The organism is Kitasatospora sp. NPDC029312, from assembly GCF_055569215.1.
In genome coordinates, this window is the sequence record NZ_JBVHXY010000002.1 from 54223 (window position 1) to 69631 (window position 15409).

At 75.5% G+C, this 15409-nt stretch carries 8 protein-coding genes (1 of these 8 cut by a window edge); 7 read left to right on the top strand and 1 reads right to left on the bottom strand.

The genetic code is table 11. The annotated features are described in order from the left end of the window. The 4 genes from ACZ4WV_RS01810 to moeZ form a co-directional block, all read left to right on the top strand. On the top strand, window positions 1-1328 hold the 3' portion of the coding sequence (locus tag ACZ4WV_RS01810) for a DUF3492 domain-containing protein (protein WP_465741752.1). Its footprint begins 748 nt before the window's first position; only the last 1328 of its 2076 coding nucleotides appear in the window; its start codon lies beyond the left edge, outside the window; it ends in the stop codon at window positions 1326-1328. Then, a complete protein-coding gene (locus tag ACZ4WV_RS01815; RefSeq protein ID WP_465741754.1) occupies window positions 1328-2443 on the top strand; it encodes a hypothetical protein in 1116 nt (371 codons plus the stop codon). The genes ACZ4WV_RS01810 and ACZ4WV_RS01815 overlap by 1 nt, the downstream gene beginning before the upstream one ends. 150 nt (window positions 2444-2593) lie before the next feature. Then, a complete protein-coding gene (locus tag ACZ4WV_RS01820; protein WP_465741756.1) occupies window positions 2594-3601 on the top strand; it encodes an NAD-dependent epimerase/dehydratase family protein in 1008 nt (335 codons plus the stop codon). A 230-nt stretch (window positions 3602-3831) separates the two neighbouring features. Beyond that, on the top strand, window positions 3832-5010 hold the full coding sequence (gene moeZ, locus ACZ4WV_RS01825; protein WP_465741758.1) for an adenylyltransferase/sulfurtransferase MoeZ: 1179 nt from the start codon (window positions 3832-3834) through the stop codon (window positions 5008-5010). A gap of 94 nt (window positions 5011-5104) precedes the next feature. Here the strand turns inward: moeZ and ACZ4WV_RS01830 are convergent, their stop codons facing one another. Next, window positions 5105-7909, bottom strand: a complete 2805-nt coding sequence (locus ACZ4WV_RS01830; RefSeq protein WP_465741760.1) for a flippase-like domain-containing protein — start codon at window positions 7907-7909, stop codon at window positions 5105-5107. Window positions 7910-8043: 134 nt separating this feature from the next. Here ACZ4WV_RS01830 and ACZ4WV_RS01835 point away from each other — a divergent pair, with 134 nt between their 5' ends. The 3 genes from ACZ4WV_RS01835 to ACZ4WV_RS01845 all read left to right on the top strand — a co-directional run bounded on the left by ACZ4WV_RS01835 (window position 8044) and on the right by ACZ4WV_RS01845 (window position 15274). Beyond that, the gene (locus tag ACZ4WV_RS01835; protein WP_465741762.1) at window positions 8044-8421 is read left to right on the top strand and encodes an MGMT family protein; all 378 of its coding nucleotides are present in this window, start codon (window positions 8044-8046) and stop codon (window positions 8419-8421) included. 85 nt (window positions 8422-8506) lie between these two features. After that, a complete protein-coding gene (locus ACZ4WV_RS01840; RefSeq protein WP_465741763.1) occupies window positions 8507-11926 on the top strand; it encodes an ATP-dependent helicase in 3420 nt (1139 codons plus the stop codon). Between the two features lie 123 nt (window positions 11927-12049). After that, the gene (locus ACZ4WV_RS01845; protein WP_465741764.1) at window positions 12050-15274 is read left to right on the top strand and encodes a UvrD-helicase domain-containing protein; all 3225 of its coding nucleotides are present in this window, start codon (window positions 12050-12052) and stop codon (window positions 15272-15274) included. The last annotated feature ends 135 nt before the right edge of the window (window positions 15275-15409 follow it).

Here is a 15409-nt window from a genome sequence, read left to right on the forward strand (position 1 = left end):
GTACCCCCCCCCCCCCCCCCCCCCCCCCCCCCCCCCCCCCCCCCCCCCCCCCCTCTCCTCCCCCCCCCCCCCCCCCCCCCCCCCCCCCCCCCCCCCCCGCCCCCCCCCTGGCCCACGACGTCCTGGTCGCCGCCGACCTGCTGGAGCAGTGCCTGCGCCCGCTGTCCGCCCCCTGGTACGGCACCGGACCGGGCGGCCTGGGCGCCGCCGACCTGTGCCACGTGGTCGGCGGGGGCCCCGCCGCGCTGCCGGCGCTGGTCGCCCGGCACCTGCACGGGGTGCCGTTCGTCGTCACCGAGCACGGCCCCCACCTGCGCGAGCAGTACCTCGGCCACCGCGAGGCACCCCACGGTCGGCCCGTCCGGGCGCTGCTGCTGGCCTTCTTCCGCGCCCTCACCGAGGAGACCTACCGGCAGGCCGCGATACTCACCCCGGGCAGCGCCCACGACGAGCAGTGGCAGCGCCGCTGCGGGGCCGACCCGGCCCGCACCCGGGTCGTCCACGAGGGCACCCCGGACGTGGACCGCCCGGCGGCCGGCCCCGAACCCGAGCGACCGACCCTGGTCTGGGCCGGTGCGCTGGAGCCGGGGCGCGACCCGGAACTCATGCTGCACGCCTTCGCACGGGTCCACGCCGAACTGCCCGGGGCCCGCCTGACCGTCCACGGCGAGGAGACCGCCCCCGGCTACCGGGCGCACTGCGCCGACGTCGCCGAACGCCTGGGCATCGCCGGGGCGGTGGACTTCGCCGGACGGCCCCGCTCGCTCGCGAAGGCCTGGGAGGACGGCACCGTGGCCGTCTTCTCCGCACTCTCCCAGCGCGGCCCCCGACTGCTCGTGGACGCCATGCTGAGCGGCCGGGCCGTGGTCTCCACCGACGTCGGGATCGCCCGCGAGGTGGTCGGCCCCACCGGACTGCTGGTGCCCGCCCGCGACCCGCGCGCCCTGGCCGCCGCCTGCCTGGCCCTGCTGCGGGACGAGGAGCGGCGCGCCCGGCTGGGGCTGGCCGGGCGGCTGCGGGCGCAGGAACGCTTCGCCGTGGAACCGGTGATCGCCGCCTTCCGGGAGGTCTACCTGGAGCTGGTCTCCCAGTACCCGGCCTTCCCCGACGGCGGGGACGGCGGCGAGGAGGGCCGGACACCCCGCCCCTTCGCCCGCCCCGCCGAGTACTGGCTCAGCGACGGTCCGCGCCCGGGCCACGGCGACGCGCCCGCCGGCGGGAACGACGGCACCGGCCGGAACGACAGCACTGGCCGGAACGACGGCACCGGCGGCCACCACGGCACCGGCGGGCCGGAACACGCCGAAGAGCTCGCGGAGGCCGTCTGATGCCCGGCACAGCGGCGGGCCCCAGCGTCGACCCGGTGCGCGAACTGATGGCCGACCACCGCGAGCTGTGCGAACGCGCCGTCGACCCGCTGGAGATCGCCGCCGGACTGGAGGAGGCCGGACACGGCCCGGCCACCGCCGCACGCTGCCGGCACGCCGACCTGTTCTCGCTGGCCGAAGAACTGTACGCCCGGGTGCCCCGCCGCCCGCCCACCGCACCGGAGCCGGCCGCGACCCGGCCGCGCGGGGCCGCCACCCGGGCGGCGCTCACGGCCGTCGCCCTCGCCGCCCCGCCCTGCGTCGCGGTGGCCGTGCTCGGCGTCCACTGGCCGGTGCTGCTGTCCGCCGCCGTACCGCTGGTGCTGTTGCCCGCGCTCACCGCCCCGGCCCCGGAGGAAGCCGGGCCGCCGCCGACCGCCCAGGCCGTACCGGCGGACGCCCTGGGCCCCGCCCCCGCACCGCCTCCGCGCTGCCGGCTGCGGCCGGACCTGCGGCCGGGCGCCGCCTTCCGCCTCCGCCCCGCCGCGCTCGGCCACGGCCTCGGCCTGGCCGCGCTGCTGCTGCTCCCGGCGGCCGTACCGGGCGGGGACCGGCCGCCGGCCGTCGCGCTGGCGCTGGCCGCCGCCGTGTCGACGGGATCGGCCGAGCGGGCGGCCCGCTGGTACCGGCAGGTCGGCCGGGGCCACCTGGGGGTGGCGCGCACGCTCGCCGAGTTCCGGGCCCGGATGCGGCCCGTGCTGCCGGTCGCGGTGGCGCTGCACCTGGCGGTGCTCGCGGTGCTGTCGTACGCCGCGCTCGCGGTGCTCGCGGTGGTGGCGCCGCGGCCCGGGCCCGGCGGCGGGCTGCTGCACCAGGCGGCCGAGCGGGCGTCCGCCGCGCAGTGGGCGGCGCAGGGCGTGCTGGGTCTGCTGCTGGTGCTGCCCGCGCTGCTGGCGCGCTGCGGCCGGGCGGGGGCCGCCGCGCTGGGCGCGTCGGCCGGGCCGGCCGCGGCGGCGGTGCTGCTGGCCCTGGGCCGCTCCGCACCGTCGGCGGTGCTGCTGGGCGGCGGCGCGGTGGCGGTGGTGCTGCTGGGGTACGCCTGGGCGCGGCTCGGCCGGGCCGGTGCCCACCGCTGACGCCGCGCCGCGCTGTGCCACCCCGGCCGCCGACGTCCCGGCCGCCGACGTTCCGACGTCCGGCCCCTCCGACGCTCGAAAACGCTGTTCGTTCGTAGTTCTCAGTCCGCCAGGTCGTCCCCGACCTCGCTTCGTGGAAGGACGCCCCCGATGAGGGTGCTGCTGCTGGGCGCCGACGGCTTCATCGGCCGCCGGGTGACCGATCGTCTGCTCATGGACCAGGAGTTGCAGGTGACGGTGCTCGGCCGGCGCGACTCGGCCGACATCCGCTTCGACCTGACCACCGGGAGCCCGGGCGCGCTGGCCCGCTTCCTGGACGCGGTCGCGCCGCAGGTGGTGATCAACTGCGCGGGTGCCACCTACGGCAGCTCCCGCACGCTGATCCGGTCGAACACCCTGGCCGTCGCGACGGTCTGCGAGGCGATCCGGCGCAGCCGGGAGCCGGCCCGGCTGGTGCACGTCGGCTCGGCCGCCGAGTACGGGCCGGTGCCCGGCGGGGTGCCGGTCTCCGAGCAGGCCGAGCCGCGGCCGGTCGGCCCGTACGGGGTGTCCAAGCTGGCCGGGACGGAGCTGGTGCTGGCCTCCGGGCTGGACGCGGCGGTGCTGCGGGTGTTCGACGTGGTGGGACCGGGGGCGCCGACCGCCTCGCTGTTCGGGCGGCTCGCCGAGGGCCTGCGGCGGGCGCTGGAGCGGGACGAGAACCAGGTGCGGATGCCGGACCTGTCCGGATACCGGGATTTCGTGGACGTGCGGGACGTCGCGCGGGCGATCCAGGCGGCGGCGGTCTCGGCCGCCACCGGGGTGATCAACGTCGGCAGCGGGCACGCGGTGCGGGCCCGGGACGCGGCCCAGCTGCTGGTGCGGGCCTCGGGCTTCGAAGGGGCGATCGTCGAGGAGAACCGGCAGGTCCTGCTGCCCGCGCAGGTCGGCGGGCCGGGCGGCGACCACCTTCCCGGGCAGCACCACTCGGCGGGGCCGTACCTGCCGGGGCACCGCTCGGAGGGCCCGCGGCCGGAGGGCCGGCCCGCGCCGGGCGAGCCGGTGCCGTGGCGGCAGGCGGACGTGCGCACCGCCCGGGACCGTCTCGGCTGGCGGACACAGGTGCCGCTGGAGGAGTCACTGGGGGACGTCTGGCTGGAGACGGCCTGCCGGGTGTGAGGCCGGCGGCGGGGGCGTCCCGGGCCGTCATCACGGGGCCGGGGGCGCTCCGGGCGGCCGTTCCGGGCGGTTCCACGATCCGGCGGCGCCCGTCTCGCCCATCGGACGGGCTGTCTCGGAATACCGACCGGGCATGACACTGTTGGCGTAGAGAGCCACCCGAGTGGCGGAGCAGCAACCCGTCCGAGGCGGCCCCGGGCCACCTGAACAAGACACCCATCGGAGTCCCCGTGTCGTTGCCACCCCTGGTCGAACCGGCCGACGAGCTCACCGTTGACGAGGTCCGCAGGTACTCCCGCCACCTGATCATCCCCGACGTCGGGATGGCCGGGCAGAAGCGGCTGAAGAACGCCAAGGTGCTGTGCGTCGGCGCCGGCGGTCTGGGCTCGCCCGCGCTGATGTACCTGGCCGCCGCCGGTGTCGGCACGCTGGGCATCGTCGAGTTCGACGTGGTCGACGAGTCGAACCTGCAGCGCCAGATCATCCACGGCCAGGCGGACATCGGCCGTTCCAAGGCGGAGTCGGCGCGGGACTCGGTCAAGGAGATCAACCCCTACGTCGACGTGATCCTGCACGAGGAGCGCCTCGACAACTCCAACGTGATGGAGATCTTCTCCGGCTACGACCTGATCGTGGACGGCACCGACAACTTCGCCACCCGCTACCTGGTGAACGACGCCGCGGTGCTGCTCGGCAAGCCGTACGTGTGGGGATCGATCTACCGCTTCGACGGCCAGGCCAGCGTGTTCTGGGCCGAGCACGGCCCCTGCTACCGCTGCCTCTACCCGGAGGCCCCGCCGCCGGGCATGGTGCCGTCCTGCGCCGAGGGCGGTGTGCTGGGCGTGCTGTGCGCGTCCATCGGCTCGATCCAGGTCAACGAGGCGATCAAGCTGCTGGCCGGCATCGGCGACCCGCTGGTGGGCCGACTGATGATCTACGACGCCCTGGAGATGAACTACCGCCAGGTGAAGGTCCGCAAGGACCCGAACTGCGCCGTCTGCGGTGAGAACCCGACGGTCACCGAGCTGATCGACTACGAGGCCTTCTGCGGCGTCGTGTCGGAGGAGGCGCAGGCCGCCGCCGCCGGTTCGACCATCACCTCGCACCAGCTCAAGCAGTGGCAGGACGAGAAGGAGGACATCTACCTCGTCGACGTCCGCGAGCCCGGCGAGTTCGAGATCGTCAACATCCCCGGCGCGGTGCTGATCCCGAAGAACGAGTTCCTGATGGGTGACGCGCTGGAGAAGCTGCCGCAGGACCGCAGGATCGTGCTGCACTGCAAGTCGGGCGTGCGCTCGGCCGAGGTGCTGGCCGTGGTGAAGGCCGCGGGCTTCGCCAACGCCGTCCACCTCGGCGGCGGCGTGCTCGGCTGGGTGAACCAGATCGAGCCGCACAAGCCGGTCTACTAGGCGCCGACATCAGGGAGGGCCCGCCGTCGTCCGGCGGGCCCTCCCTCGTGCGTTCCCCCCTCGCGGGTCCTCCGTGCGTTCCGCTCGCGCGTCCTCAGAGCACGTGCCTGCGCTGCAGCACGTTGTAGGCGATCCAGCCCGGCAGCACGGGCAGCCAGAAGGTGAGCGCCCGGTAGAGGAAGACCGCCGGGGTGGCGACCGCCGGGGGTACGTCCGCGACGGTCAGGGCGCCGATCAGGGCGACCTCGACCGGGCCGATGCCGCCCGGGGTGGGGATCGCCGAACCGGCCGCGTTGGCGGTCAGGAACACCACCGCGACGGCCGAGAAGCTGACGTCGCCGCCGAAGGCCTGCACCGAGAAGTCCAGGCAGGCGGTGAAGGAGAGGGTCAGCAGCAGGATGCCGCCGAAGCCGGTGAGCAGCTTGCTGGGCGTCTGCATCAGGTCGAGCATCCGCGGCACCACGCCGAAGAACAGCGAGCGCAGCCGGCCCAGGACGAAGCGCCGCAGCGGCGCGACGGCGGCCACCACCAGGGCGAGCACGGCGGCGGTCAGCACGCCGATGATCACCGCGCGGGAGGCGGAGAGGTCGCCGTTGGTCTGGCTGCCGGTGATCAGGCCGAAGCTGAACAGCAGCAGCAGGTGCCCGGCCAGGCCCGCCAGCTGGGAGGCGCCCACCGAGGCGACCGCCTGGCCGGGGCGGATGCCGGCCTTCTGCAGGTAGCGGGTGTTGAGCGCGATGCCGCCGATCGCGGCGGGGGCGACCAGCTTGACGAAGGAACCGGCCAGCTGGGCCGCGACGGTGCGCCGGAAGGGCAGCCGCTCGGGCACGAAGCCGGTCAGGCTCATCGAGGCGGCGACGTAGCTGAACGCCGCCGCGAGCAGGGCCGCCGCCGCCCACGCCCAGTTCATCTGGGAGAGCTTCAGCTGGGCGGGCTTGATGGTGGTCAGCGCCAGGTAGGCGGCGAAGGTGAGCGCGATCACCATGATCAGGCTCTTCGGCTTCAGCCGCTCCAGCTTGGCCGGCTCCAGCGGCGCCTCGGGGGCGATCTGCAGGATCTGGCCGCGGATGCGGCTGAGCAAGTCCTCGCCGGCCGCCGCGATGTCCTCCTCGGCCTGCTGCTGGGTGCGCTCGCCGGCGGCGACCTGCTCCAGCGCCTTGGCGCGGGCGGCGGCCTTGCGCTCCTTGGTGAGCTTGGCCAGGTCAATCCGGGTGGAGCGGCTCATCCCGACCGGCTGGAGCAGCGGCAGCGCCTGGGCGACGCGCTCGGCGCCGAGCACCGCGTTGGCGGTGGCGACGGCCCGCTCGGGGCCGATCCGCAGCGCGAAGGTGGTGAGCAGCTGGGCGACGTCGATGCGCAGCGTGAGGTCGGTCGCGGCGATGTCCCCGCCGGAGAGGTTGACCAGGCAGCCGGTCTTCTCGTCCACCACCAGCAGCGACTCGCCGGTGAGCCGGCGGTGGGCGATCCGGCGCTCGTGCAGGGCGGCCACCGACTGCCACAGCGAGGCCATCACCTGGTCGGTGACCTCGTCGTCGGCGAGCTCGTCCAGGGTGCGGCCCTCGACGTTCTCGTACACCAGGATCGCGGCGTCCGGGCCCAGCTCGGAGGTGGCGACCAGCTGCGGCGCGCGGGCGCCCGAGGCGGCCGCCGCGTACGCGATCAGGGCTTCCTGCTCCAGCGCCTGGCGCAGCGACTGGGGGCTGCGGCGCACCGCCACCGAGCGCAGCCGCAGCCGGCGCCAGGCCCGGTAGAAGAAGCCGGAGGCCTGCTGCTCGCGGTCGATGATGTGGACGTCCAGCGGCGGGCCGTCCTGCTGGGTGACGTAGTAGCGGCGGGTGCCGCCCGGGGCGTCGGGGGCGCGGGCGGCGCCGGCCGGGGTGAAGCCGACCTTGCGCAGGCCGATCATCAGGTGCTGGCCGGTGGGCCGGATGTTGGGGGAGCCGATCGCGTACAGGGTGCCGTAGGCGACGGACCAGCCGATCAGCACGGTGAGCAGCAGCGACAGCGGGGTGGTGTAGCCGCCGAGCAGTTCGGTGACCCCGCTGAAGACCACCACCACCCACAGGGCCACCCGCCAGCGGGGTCGGCTCGACATGCCGACGGCGGTCATGTAGGCGATCACCGGGGCGAGGTAACCGTGCACCGGGTCGGTGAGGGGGCCGTTGCTGTCCAGCGGCAGCCGGGTCAGCGCGTCCCGGATGTGCTCGGAGGCGCCCTCGGCCACCCACCAGTCGATGCCCAGCGAGACGCCGTACGCCAGCACCGAGGCGAGCACGCCGTCGGCGACCCGCAGGCCGTCGCGTTTGATCAGCCGCTCGACGGCGAACGCCAGCGGCACGGCGAGCACGGCGACGCTGGACACCAGGCCGGTGATGGTGGACAGCACCGCGGAGAAGTGCGGCGCGTTGGTGGCGATGTCCTGCTCGATGCCGGTGGTGGTCGAGGTGGCGATGCCGGCCAGCACGAAGACGGCGACTATCCCGAAGATGCCGGCCAGGAAGCGGATCAGGTCGGACGGGCGGTGCGCGCGGGCGGCGAGCAGCGGCTCGTCGACGTCCAGGTGCGGGGCGTCGTCCAGCGGGTCGTGGAATTCCGCCCGCGGCGCGGGGGCGGGGATCAGGGCGACCGGCTCGGTGGGCTCTGCGGGTTCGGTCGGCGCGGTGCCCACCGGCTCGCCCGGCTCGCCCGGCTCAGCCGGCGCGGGCGGCGCAGGCGGCTCGGCCGGCGCGGGCGCCTTCTCGGGCGTGGGGGTCTTGATCGTCGGGTCCTTGATCAGGGAGACTTCCGGCGTCGGCCCGTGCCCGGGCCCGCCTTCCGACTCGCGCCCGGGAGCCGGCGGCACGGCGGATCCGGACTCGTCGGAGTCCCTGTCCACGCCCACGTCAGCCGTCCCGGTCATCTGGTCTTGTCCTCGTATCACCACTCACCGCCCCGAAGATGGTGGCATGCCCCGCGCCCCTGTGCTGGACAGGGGGCGGATCGGGCGCGGCGGGTCGATCGCCCGGGGCCGCGCGTGCGCCCCTATGAGGAAGGATGCCCCAGGTGACGGACGTAACAGACGACGGTCTCCCGGACGCCCTGCCCCCCTTCGCCGAACTGGTGCTCGACCTGGCCGAGCGGATTCCACCCGGGCGAGTGATGACCTACGGGGACATCGCCGAGTACCTCGGCCAGGGCGGCCCCCGGCAGGTCGGCCGGGTGATGGCCCTGTACGGCGGCTCGGTGCCCTGGTGGCGGGTCATCCGCGCCGACGGCCGCCTCCTGCCAGGGCACGAACAGCGCGCCCTCACCCACTACGGCGAGGAGGGCACGCCGCTGCGCGAACTCGCCGACCCGCCCCGCGTCGACCTCGAACGGGCCCGCTGGAACGGACAGCCCGAATCGGCGAAGGCCCCGCGCGAACGGGATTGACGGAGCGGGACCGTAGGCTCGATGCGGGCGGGCCCCGACGGGCCCGCCCCGGCCATGCCCCCGCACCACTCCAGGACCGTCACCCGTGAGCTCCCCGTACCGGCTCGTGCACAGCCCGCTCGTCCAGCCCGGCCCGCCCGCGCTGGACGCCTACCAGCGCGCCGTGGTCGAGCACACCGGCGGCCCGCTGCTCGTCCTCGCCGGACCCGGCACGGGCAAGACCACCACCCTGGTCGAAGCGGTCGCCCGCCGCGTCCAGGAGGGCACCGACCCCGAGCGGATCCTCGTCCTCACCTTCAGCCGCAAGGCCGCGATGGAACTGCGCGACCGGATGTCCGGCCGCCTCGGCTCCAGCGCCGCCGCCCCGCAGGCCACCACCTTCCACTCCTTCTGCTACGCCCTGCTGCGCGCCCACCAGGACCCCGAGGACTACGCCGAACCGCTGCGGCTGCTCTCCGGCCCCGAGCAGGACGTCATGGTCCGCGAACTGCTCGCCGGCGGCGCCGAGGACGCCAGGCTCGGCAGCACCCGCATCCAGTGGCCCCTGGACCTGCGGGCCTGCCTGACCACCCGCGGCTTCGCCGACGAGGTCCGCGCCGTCCTCGCCCGCAGCCGCGAACTCGGCCTCGGCGAAGCCGAACTCGAGCGCTTCGCCCACGGCGTCCAGCGCCCCGACTGGGCCGCCGCCGCGCACTTCCTCGCCGACTACCTCGACGTCCTCGACCTGCGCGGCGTCCTCGACTACGCCGAACTCGTCCACCGCGCCGTCCTGCTCGCCGAACGGCCCGACGTCGGCGAGGAACTCCGGCGGCGCTACGAGGTCGTCTTCGTCGACGAGTACCAGGACACCGACCCCTCCCAGGTCCGACTGCTGCGCCGGCTCGCCGGCGGCGGCCGCGACCTCGTCGCCGTCGGCGACCCCGACCAGTCGATCTACGCCTTCCGCGGCGCCGACATCAACGGCATCCTCGACTTCCCGGAGACCTTCCGCCAGGCCGACGGCAGCCCCGCCGAGGTCAAGGTGCTGCGGGTCTCCCGCCGCTCCGGCGCCGTCCTGCTCGCCGCCTCGCGCGAGATCGCCCGCCGGATGCCGATGGGCCGCCTGCCCGCCGACAAGCTCGCCCAGCACCGCGCCCTGCTGCCCTCCCGCGAGGGCGGCCGGGTCGAGGTCTACACCTACCCGACCCCCGGCGCCGAACTCGACTCGATCGCCGACCTGCTGCGCCGCGCCCACCTGGAGGACGGCGTGCCCTGGGGCGAGATGGCCGTGCTGGTGCGGGCCGGCGCCCGCTCCATCCCGGGCGTGCGACGGGCCCTCAGCGCGGCCGGCGTGCCGCTGGAGATCGACGGCGACGACCTGCCGCTGCGCGAGGAGCCCGCCGTCGCCCACCTGCTGCTGGCCCTGCGGGTCTGCGCCGAACAGGCGACCCGGCTCACGGCCCGCGCCAAGCAGGAGGATGCCGAGCACCGCGACGCCGAGCACGGCGATCCGGACCCGGCTGGCGCGGACCCGGCCGACGCGGACCGCCCCGACCCGGCCGTCCCCGCGCCGGACGGCGGCGACCCGCTCACCGTCGACCTCGCCCACGCCCTGCTCACCGGCCCCCTCGGCGGCCTCGACGGCTCCGACCTGCGCCGCCTGGGCCGGGCCCTGCGCGAGGAGGAACGCGCCGCCCTGCGCGCCGAAGGCCGCCCCGGCGTCCCGCGCCCGGCCGGCGAACTGATCCGCGAGGCCCTCGCCGAACCCGAGCGCCTGGTCGCCCTCGACCCCGCCGTCGCCCGCCGCGCCCGCGACCTCGGCACCCTGCTGGCCAAGGTCCGCGAACGGCTCGCCGGCGGCTGCACCGCCGAGGAGGCGCTGTGGGAGCTGTGGGACGGCAGCCGCCGCTGGCGCGAACGCCTGGAACGCGCCGCCCTGCGCGGCGGCGCCGCCGGCCGCAACGCCGACCGCGACCTGGACGCGCTGTGCGCCCTGTTCGAGACCGCCGCCCGCGCCGAGGAACAGGTCACCGGCCACCGCAGCGCCCTCGACCTGCTCGCCGAACTCGAGGCCCAGGACATCGCCGCCGACACCCTCACCGTGCGCGCCGTGCGACCCGAGGCGGTGCGGCTGATGACCGCCCACCGCTCCAAGGGCCTGGAGTGGCGCCTGGTCGTCGTCGCCGGCGTCCAGGACGGCCTCTGGCCCGACCTGCGCCGCCGCGGCTCCCTGCTGGAGGCCGACCGGATCGGCCGCGACGGCCTCGCCGAACCGCTCTCCCCGGCGGCCCTCCTCGGCGAGGAACGCCGGCTCTTCTACGTCGCCGCCACCCGCGCCAAGGAACGGCTGATCGTCACCGCCGTCAAGGCCCCCGCCGACGACGGCGACGAGCCGTCCCGCTTCCTGCGCGAGCTCTACCGCGAGGACGTCGACCCGCGCACCGGCACGGTCGTGCGCCGCACCCCGCCGGTCACCGTCGAGGACGTCACCCACCGCCCGCGCCGCCCGCTGACGGTCGCCGCCCTCGTCGCCGAGCTGCGCGCCGTCACCGTCGACCCCGCCCGCTCGCCCGAACTGCGCCGCGCCGCCGCCGAACGCCTCGCCGTCCTCGCCGCCGCCACCGACGACGAGGGCCTGCCGCTGGTGCCCGCCGCCCACCCCGACCGCTGGTGGGGCCTGGACGACGCCACCGCGGCCCCCGAACCGCTGCGCAGCGCCGACCTGCCCGTACGGCTGTCCGGCAGCGGCCTGGAACAGCTGGAGAACTGCTCGCTGCAGTGGTTCCTGGACAAGGAGGTCAAGGCCCGCGTCGCCGGCTCCGCCGCCCAGGGCTTCGGCAACGTGGTGCACGCCCTCGCCGACGAGGTCGGCTCCGGCCGCACCCCCGCCGACCTCGCCGTCCTGATGGAACGCCTGGACACCGTCTGGGACGCCCTCGCCTTCGACGCCCCCTGGAAGTCCCAGCAGGAGAAGACCGAGGCCCGCGCCGCCCTGGAGCGCTTCCTCAACTGGCACGTCCTGGAACGCGGCCGCGCCGTCGTCGCCACCGAGCACGGCTTCGACGTCACCCTCGACGTCGGCGGCGTCACGGTGCGCATCCGCGGCTCCATGGACCGGATCGAGAAGGACCACGCCGGGCGCGCCTACGTCGTCGACTTCAAGACCGGCAAGCAGATACCCACGGACAAGTCCCTGCCCGAGCACAAGCAGCTCGCCGTCTACCAGCTCGCCGTGCGCGCCGGCGCCCTCAACGAGCTGCCCGGCTTCAGCGCCCACCCGCCGTCCACCGGCGGCGCCGAACTCGTCCACCTGCGCGAACCCGCCGGCAAGGCCGCCCAGGACGCCCCGAAGGTGCAGCGCCAGGAGCCGCCCGAGGGCGAACCGTGGATCGAGAACCTGCTCGCCGAGGCCGCCGGCAAGGTCCTCGCCGAGCGCTTCGTCCCGCAGACCGGCGGCGGCTGCGACCGCTGCGCCTTCCGCCGCAGCTGCTCGGCCCAGCGGGACGGCGCCCAGCTCGTCGAGTAGCCGCCGCGCGGCCGTGGTGTGACCGTCGGGCGGCCGGCGCGCGGCTGCCGCGTGACCGTCGAGTAGCCAGGGTCACCCCGGCCGGGCGCCCGGAGTGTCGGCTCGGCCCGTTAACGTTGCGGGGTGACCGCCGTGCTCAGCCATCCCGACCAGCTCAAGGAGCTGCTGGGCATCCCGTTCAACCGGGAGCAGATGGCGGCCATCGGCGCCCCCCTGGCACCGGCCGTGATCGTCGCCGGCGCCGGCTCCGGCAAGACCACCGTGATGGCCGCCCGGGTCGTCTGGCTGGTCGGCTCCGGCGCGGTGCGGCCCGAAGAGGTCCTCGGCCTCACCTTCACCAACAAGGCCGCCGGCGAACTCGCCGAACGCGTCCGCGACGCCCTGCTCCGCGCCGGCATCGCCGACCGCGAGGACACCGAACCCCTCGGCGACCCGGAGATCTCCACCTACCACGCCTTCGCCGGCCGCCTCCTCAAGGAGCACGGCCTGCGCATCGGCATCGAACCGGACGTCCGGCTGCTCGCCGACGCCACCCGCTTCCAGCTCGCCGCCAAGGTGCTGCGCACCGCCCGCGGCCCCTTCCCCTCCCTCACCGGCACCTTCGCCAACCTCGTCGCCGACCTCACCGCCCTCGACGGCGAACTCGCCGAACACCTCGTCGAGCCGCAGGCCCTGCGCGCCTTCGACGAGGAACTGCTCGACACCCTCGCCACCGTCAGACTCGGCAACGACGACCTGCGCGCCGTCCCCGCCACCGCCCGCGCCCGGCTGGAACTGCTGCGCCTGGTCGAGGACTACCGCCGCCGCAAGCAGGCCGCCGGACTCATGGACTTCGGCGACCAGATAGCCGCCGCCGCCCGCCTCGCCCAGCAGCGCCCCGAGGTCGGCGAACTGCTTCGCGGCCAGTACCGGGTCGTCCTGCTCGACGAGTACCAGGACACCTCCGTCGCCCAACGGCTCATGCTCGCCGGCCTGTTCGGCGCCGGCCCCGACCACCGGGGCACCGGCCACCCGGTGACCGCCGTCGGCGACCCCTGCCAGGCCATCTACGGCTGGCGCGGCGCCTCCGTCGCCAACCTCGACGACTTCCCCCGGCACTTCCCCCAGGCCGACGGCCGTCCCGCCGACCGCTACTCGCTCAGCGAGAACCGCCGCAGCGGCGGCCGGCTGCTCGCCTTCGCCAACGAGCTCGCCGCCCCGCTGCGCGCCGTGCACGAGGGCGTCGAGGCGCTGCGCCCGGCCCCCGGCGCCGAACAGGACGGCTACGTGCGGGCCGCGCTGCTGCCCACCCACGCCGAGGAGGTCGACTGGCTCGCCGACTCGGTCGCCCACCTGGTGCGGACCGGCACCGCGCCCGGCCGGATCGCCGTGCTGTGCCGCGGCGGCGCCGCCTTCCCGGACATCCACGCCGCGCTCGTCGCCCGCGAGGTGCCGGTCGAGGTGGTCGGCCTCGGCGGGCTGCTGCAACTGCCCGAGGTCGCCGACCTGGTGGCGGTCTGCGAGGTGCTGCACGACCCGACCGCCAACGCCGCCCTGGTGCGCCTGCTGATCGGCCCGCGCTGGCGGATCGGCCCGCGCGACCTCGCCCTGCTCGGCCGCCGGGCCGCCGACCTGGTGCGCACCGACCGGCCCGAGGGCGTGGAGGCGCTGGCCGCCGCCGTCGCCGAGGCCGACCCCACCGAGACCATCTCGCTGGCCGACGCGGTGGAGACCTTCCTGCCCGGCCCGGCCGAGGACGGCCACCAGCCGGACGACCTGCCGTTCTCCGCCGAGGCCCGGGTCCGCTTCGCCCGGCTCGCCACCGAACTGCGCGAGCTGCGCCGCTCGCTCGCCGACCCGCTGATGGACGTGCTGCACCGGGTGCTCGCCGTCACCGGCCTGGAGGTCGAACTGGCCGCCTCGCCCAAGGCACTGGCCGCTCGGCGCCGCGAGACCCTGCACGCCTTCCTGGACGTCGCCGCCTCCTTCGCCGACCTCGACGGCGACCCGGGCCTGGGCGCCTTCCTCGGCTTCCTGCGCGCCGCCCAGGAGTATGAGCGCGGCCTGGACAGCAGCCTGCCCGGCGGCGAGGACACCGTGAAGGTGCTCACCGCGCACAAGTCCAAGGGCCTGGAGTGGGACGTGGTGGCCGTCCCCGGCCTGGTGAAGGGCGCCTTCCCGTCCGCCACCCCGCGCGAACGCTGGACCAGCACCAAGCGGGTGCTCCCGCACGCCCTGCGCGGCGACCGCGCCACCCTGCCCGACGTCCGCGGCGGCTGGAACGGCAAGTCGATGGCCGCGTTCAAGAAGGAACTGGCCGAGCACTCGGGCACCGAGGAACTGCGCCTCGGCTACGTCGCGTTCACCCGCCCCCGCGCGCTGCTGCTGGCCTCCGGCCACTGGTGGGGGCCGAGCCAGAAGACCGTCCGCGGCCCGTCCGCCTTCCTGGAGCGGCTGCGCGAGCACTGCGAGCGGCCCGGCGCCGGCGAGGTCGAGCACTGGGCCGAGCCCCCCGAGAAGGGCGCCGAGAACCCGGCGCTGGCCGCCGCCGTCGAACGCCCCTGGCCGCTGCCGCTGGACCCGGCCGCCCAGCACGCCCGCCGCCGGGTCGCCGAGGTGGTGCGCGCCCGGCTCGCCGGGGCCCCGGCGCCCGAACCCGAGCCGATGGCCGTCGAGGACCAGCGGCAGGTCGCCTCCTGGGACCGCGACCTGACCGCGCTGCTGGGCGAGTTGGAGCGCTCCCGGCGCACCGCCCGCGAGGTGCCGCTGCCCGCCGCGCTGTCCGCCACCCAGCTGCTGCGCCTGGCCGCCGACCCGGACGGCTTCGCCCGCGACCTGGCCCGCCCGATGCCGCGCCCCCCGCAGCCCGCAGCCCGGCGCGGCACCCGCTTCCACGCCTGGGTGCAGTCCCGGATCGAGCCGCTGCTGCTGGTCGAGCCGGGCGCGCTGCCCGGCGCGGACGACGACGGCATCGAGGACGAACAGGACCTGGAGCGGCTCAAGGAGGCGTTCCTGCGCACCCCGTACGCGCAGCGCCGGCCCCACCGGGTGGAGGCGCCGTTCCAGCTGGTGCTGGCGGGGCGGGTGGTGCGCGGCCGGATCGACGCGGTCTACCGGGACGGTGACGTACTGTCAGGACAAGGTGGGGCGTCACGCTACGAAGTGGTGGACTGGAAGACCCACCGCGAGGAGACGGCCGACCCGCTGCAGCTCGCGGTCTACCGGCTCGCCTGGGCGGAACAGGCGGGCGTCGACCCCGAGCAGGTCACGGCGTCGTTCCTGTACGTCCGCAGCGGGCGGATCGTGCGCCCCGCAGGACTTCCCGGCCGAAAAGAGTTGGAACGGCTCCTGATCGGGAACAGTGACTAATGAGTCACGCAGAGCATCCAAGTCATCATCGCAGTGCCCGAAACCTGTGCGTCGTGCACGTTTCGCGCCTATTGTGGGGTCGGTAACCGGTCAACCCCCGTGCTCCGGCCGCCAGCGAGGCCCACATCCCCTAAC

Excerpts from the sequence above, each read along its gene's own strand:
- ACZ4WV_RS01815 (WP_465741754.1), top strand. The coding sequence starts at position 1,328 with ATGCCCGGCACAGCGGCGGGCCCCAGCGTCGACCCGGTGCGCGAACTG.
- ACZ4WV_RS01820 (WP_465741756.1), top strand. The coding sequence starts at position 2,594 with ATGAGGGTGCTGCTGCTGGGCGCCGACGGCTTCATCGGCCGCCGGGTG.
- ACZ4WV_RS01835 (WP_465741762.1), top strand. The coding sequence starts at position 8,044 with ATGCCCCAGGTGACGGACGTAACAGACGACGGTCTCCCGGACGCCCTG.
- ACZ4WV_RS01830 (WP_465741760.1), bottom strand. The coding sequence starts at position 7,909 with ATGACCGGGACGGCTGACGTGGGCGTGGACAGGGACTCCGACGAGTCC.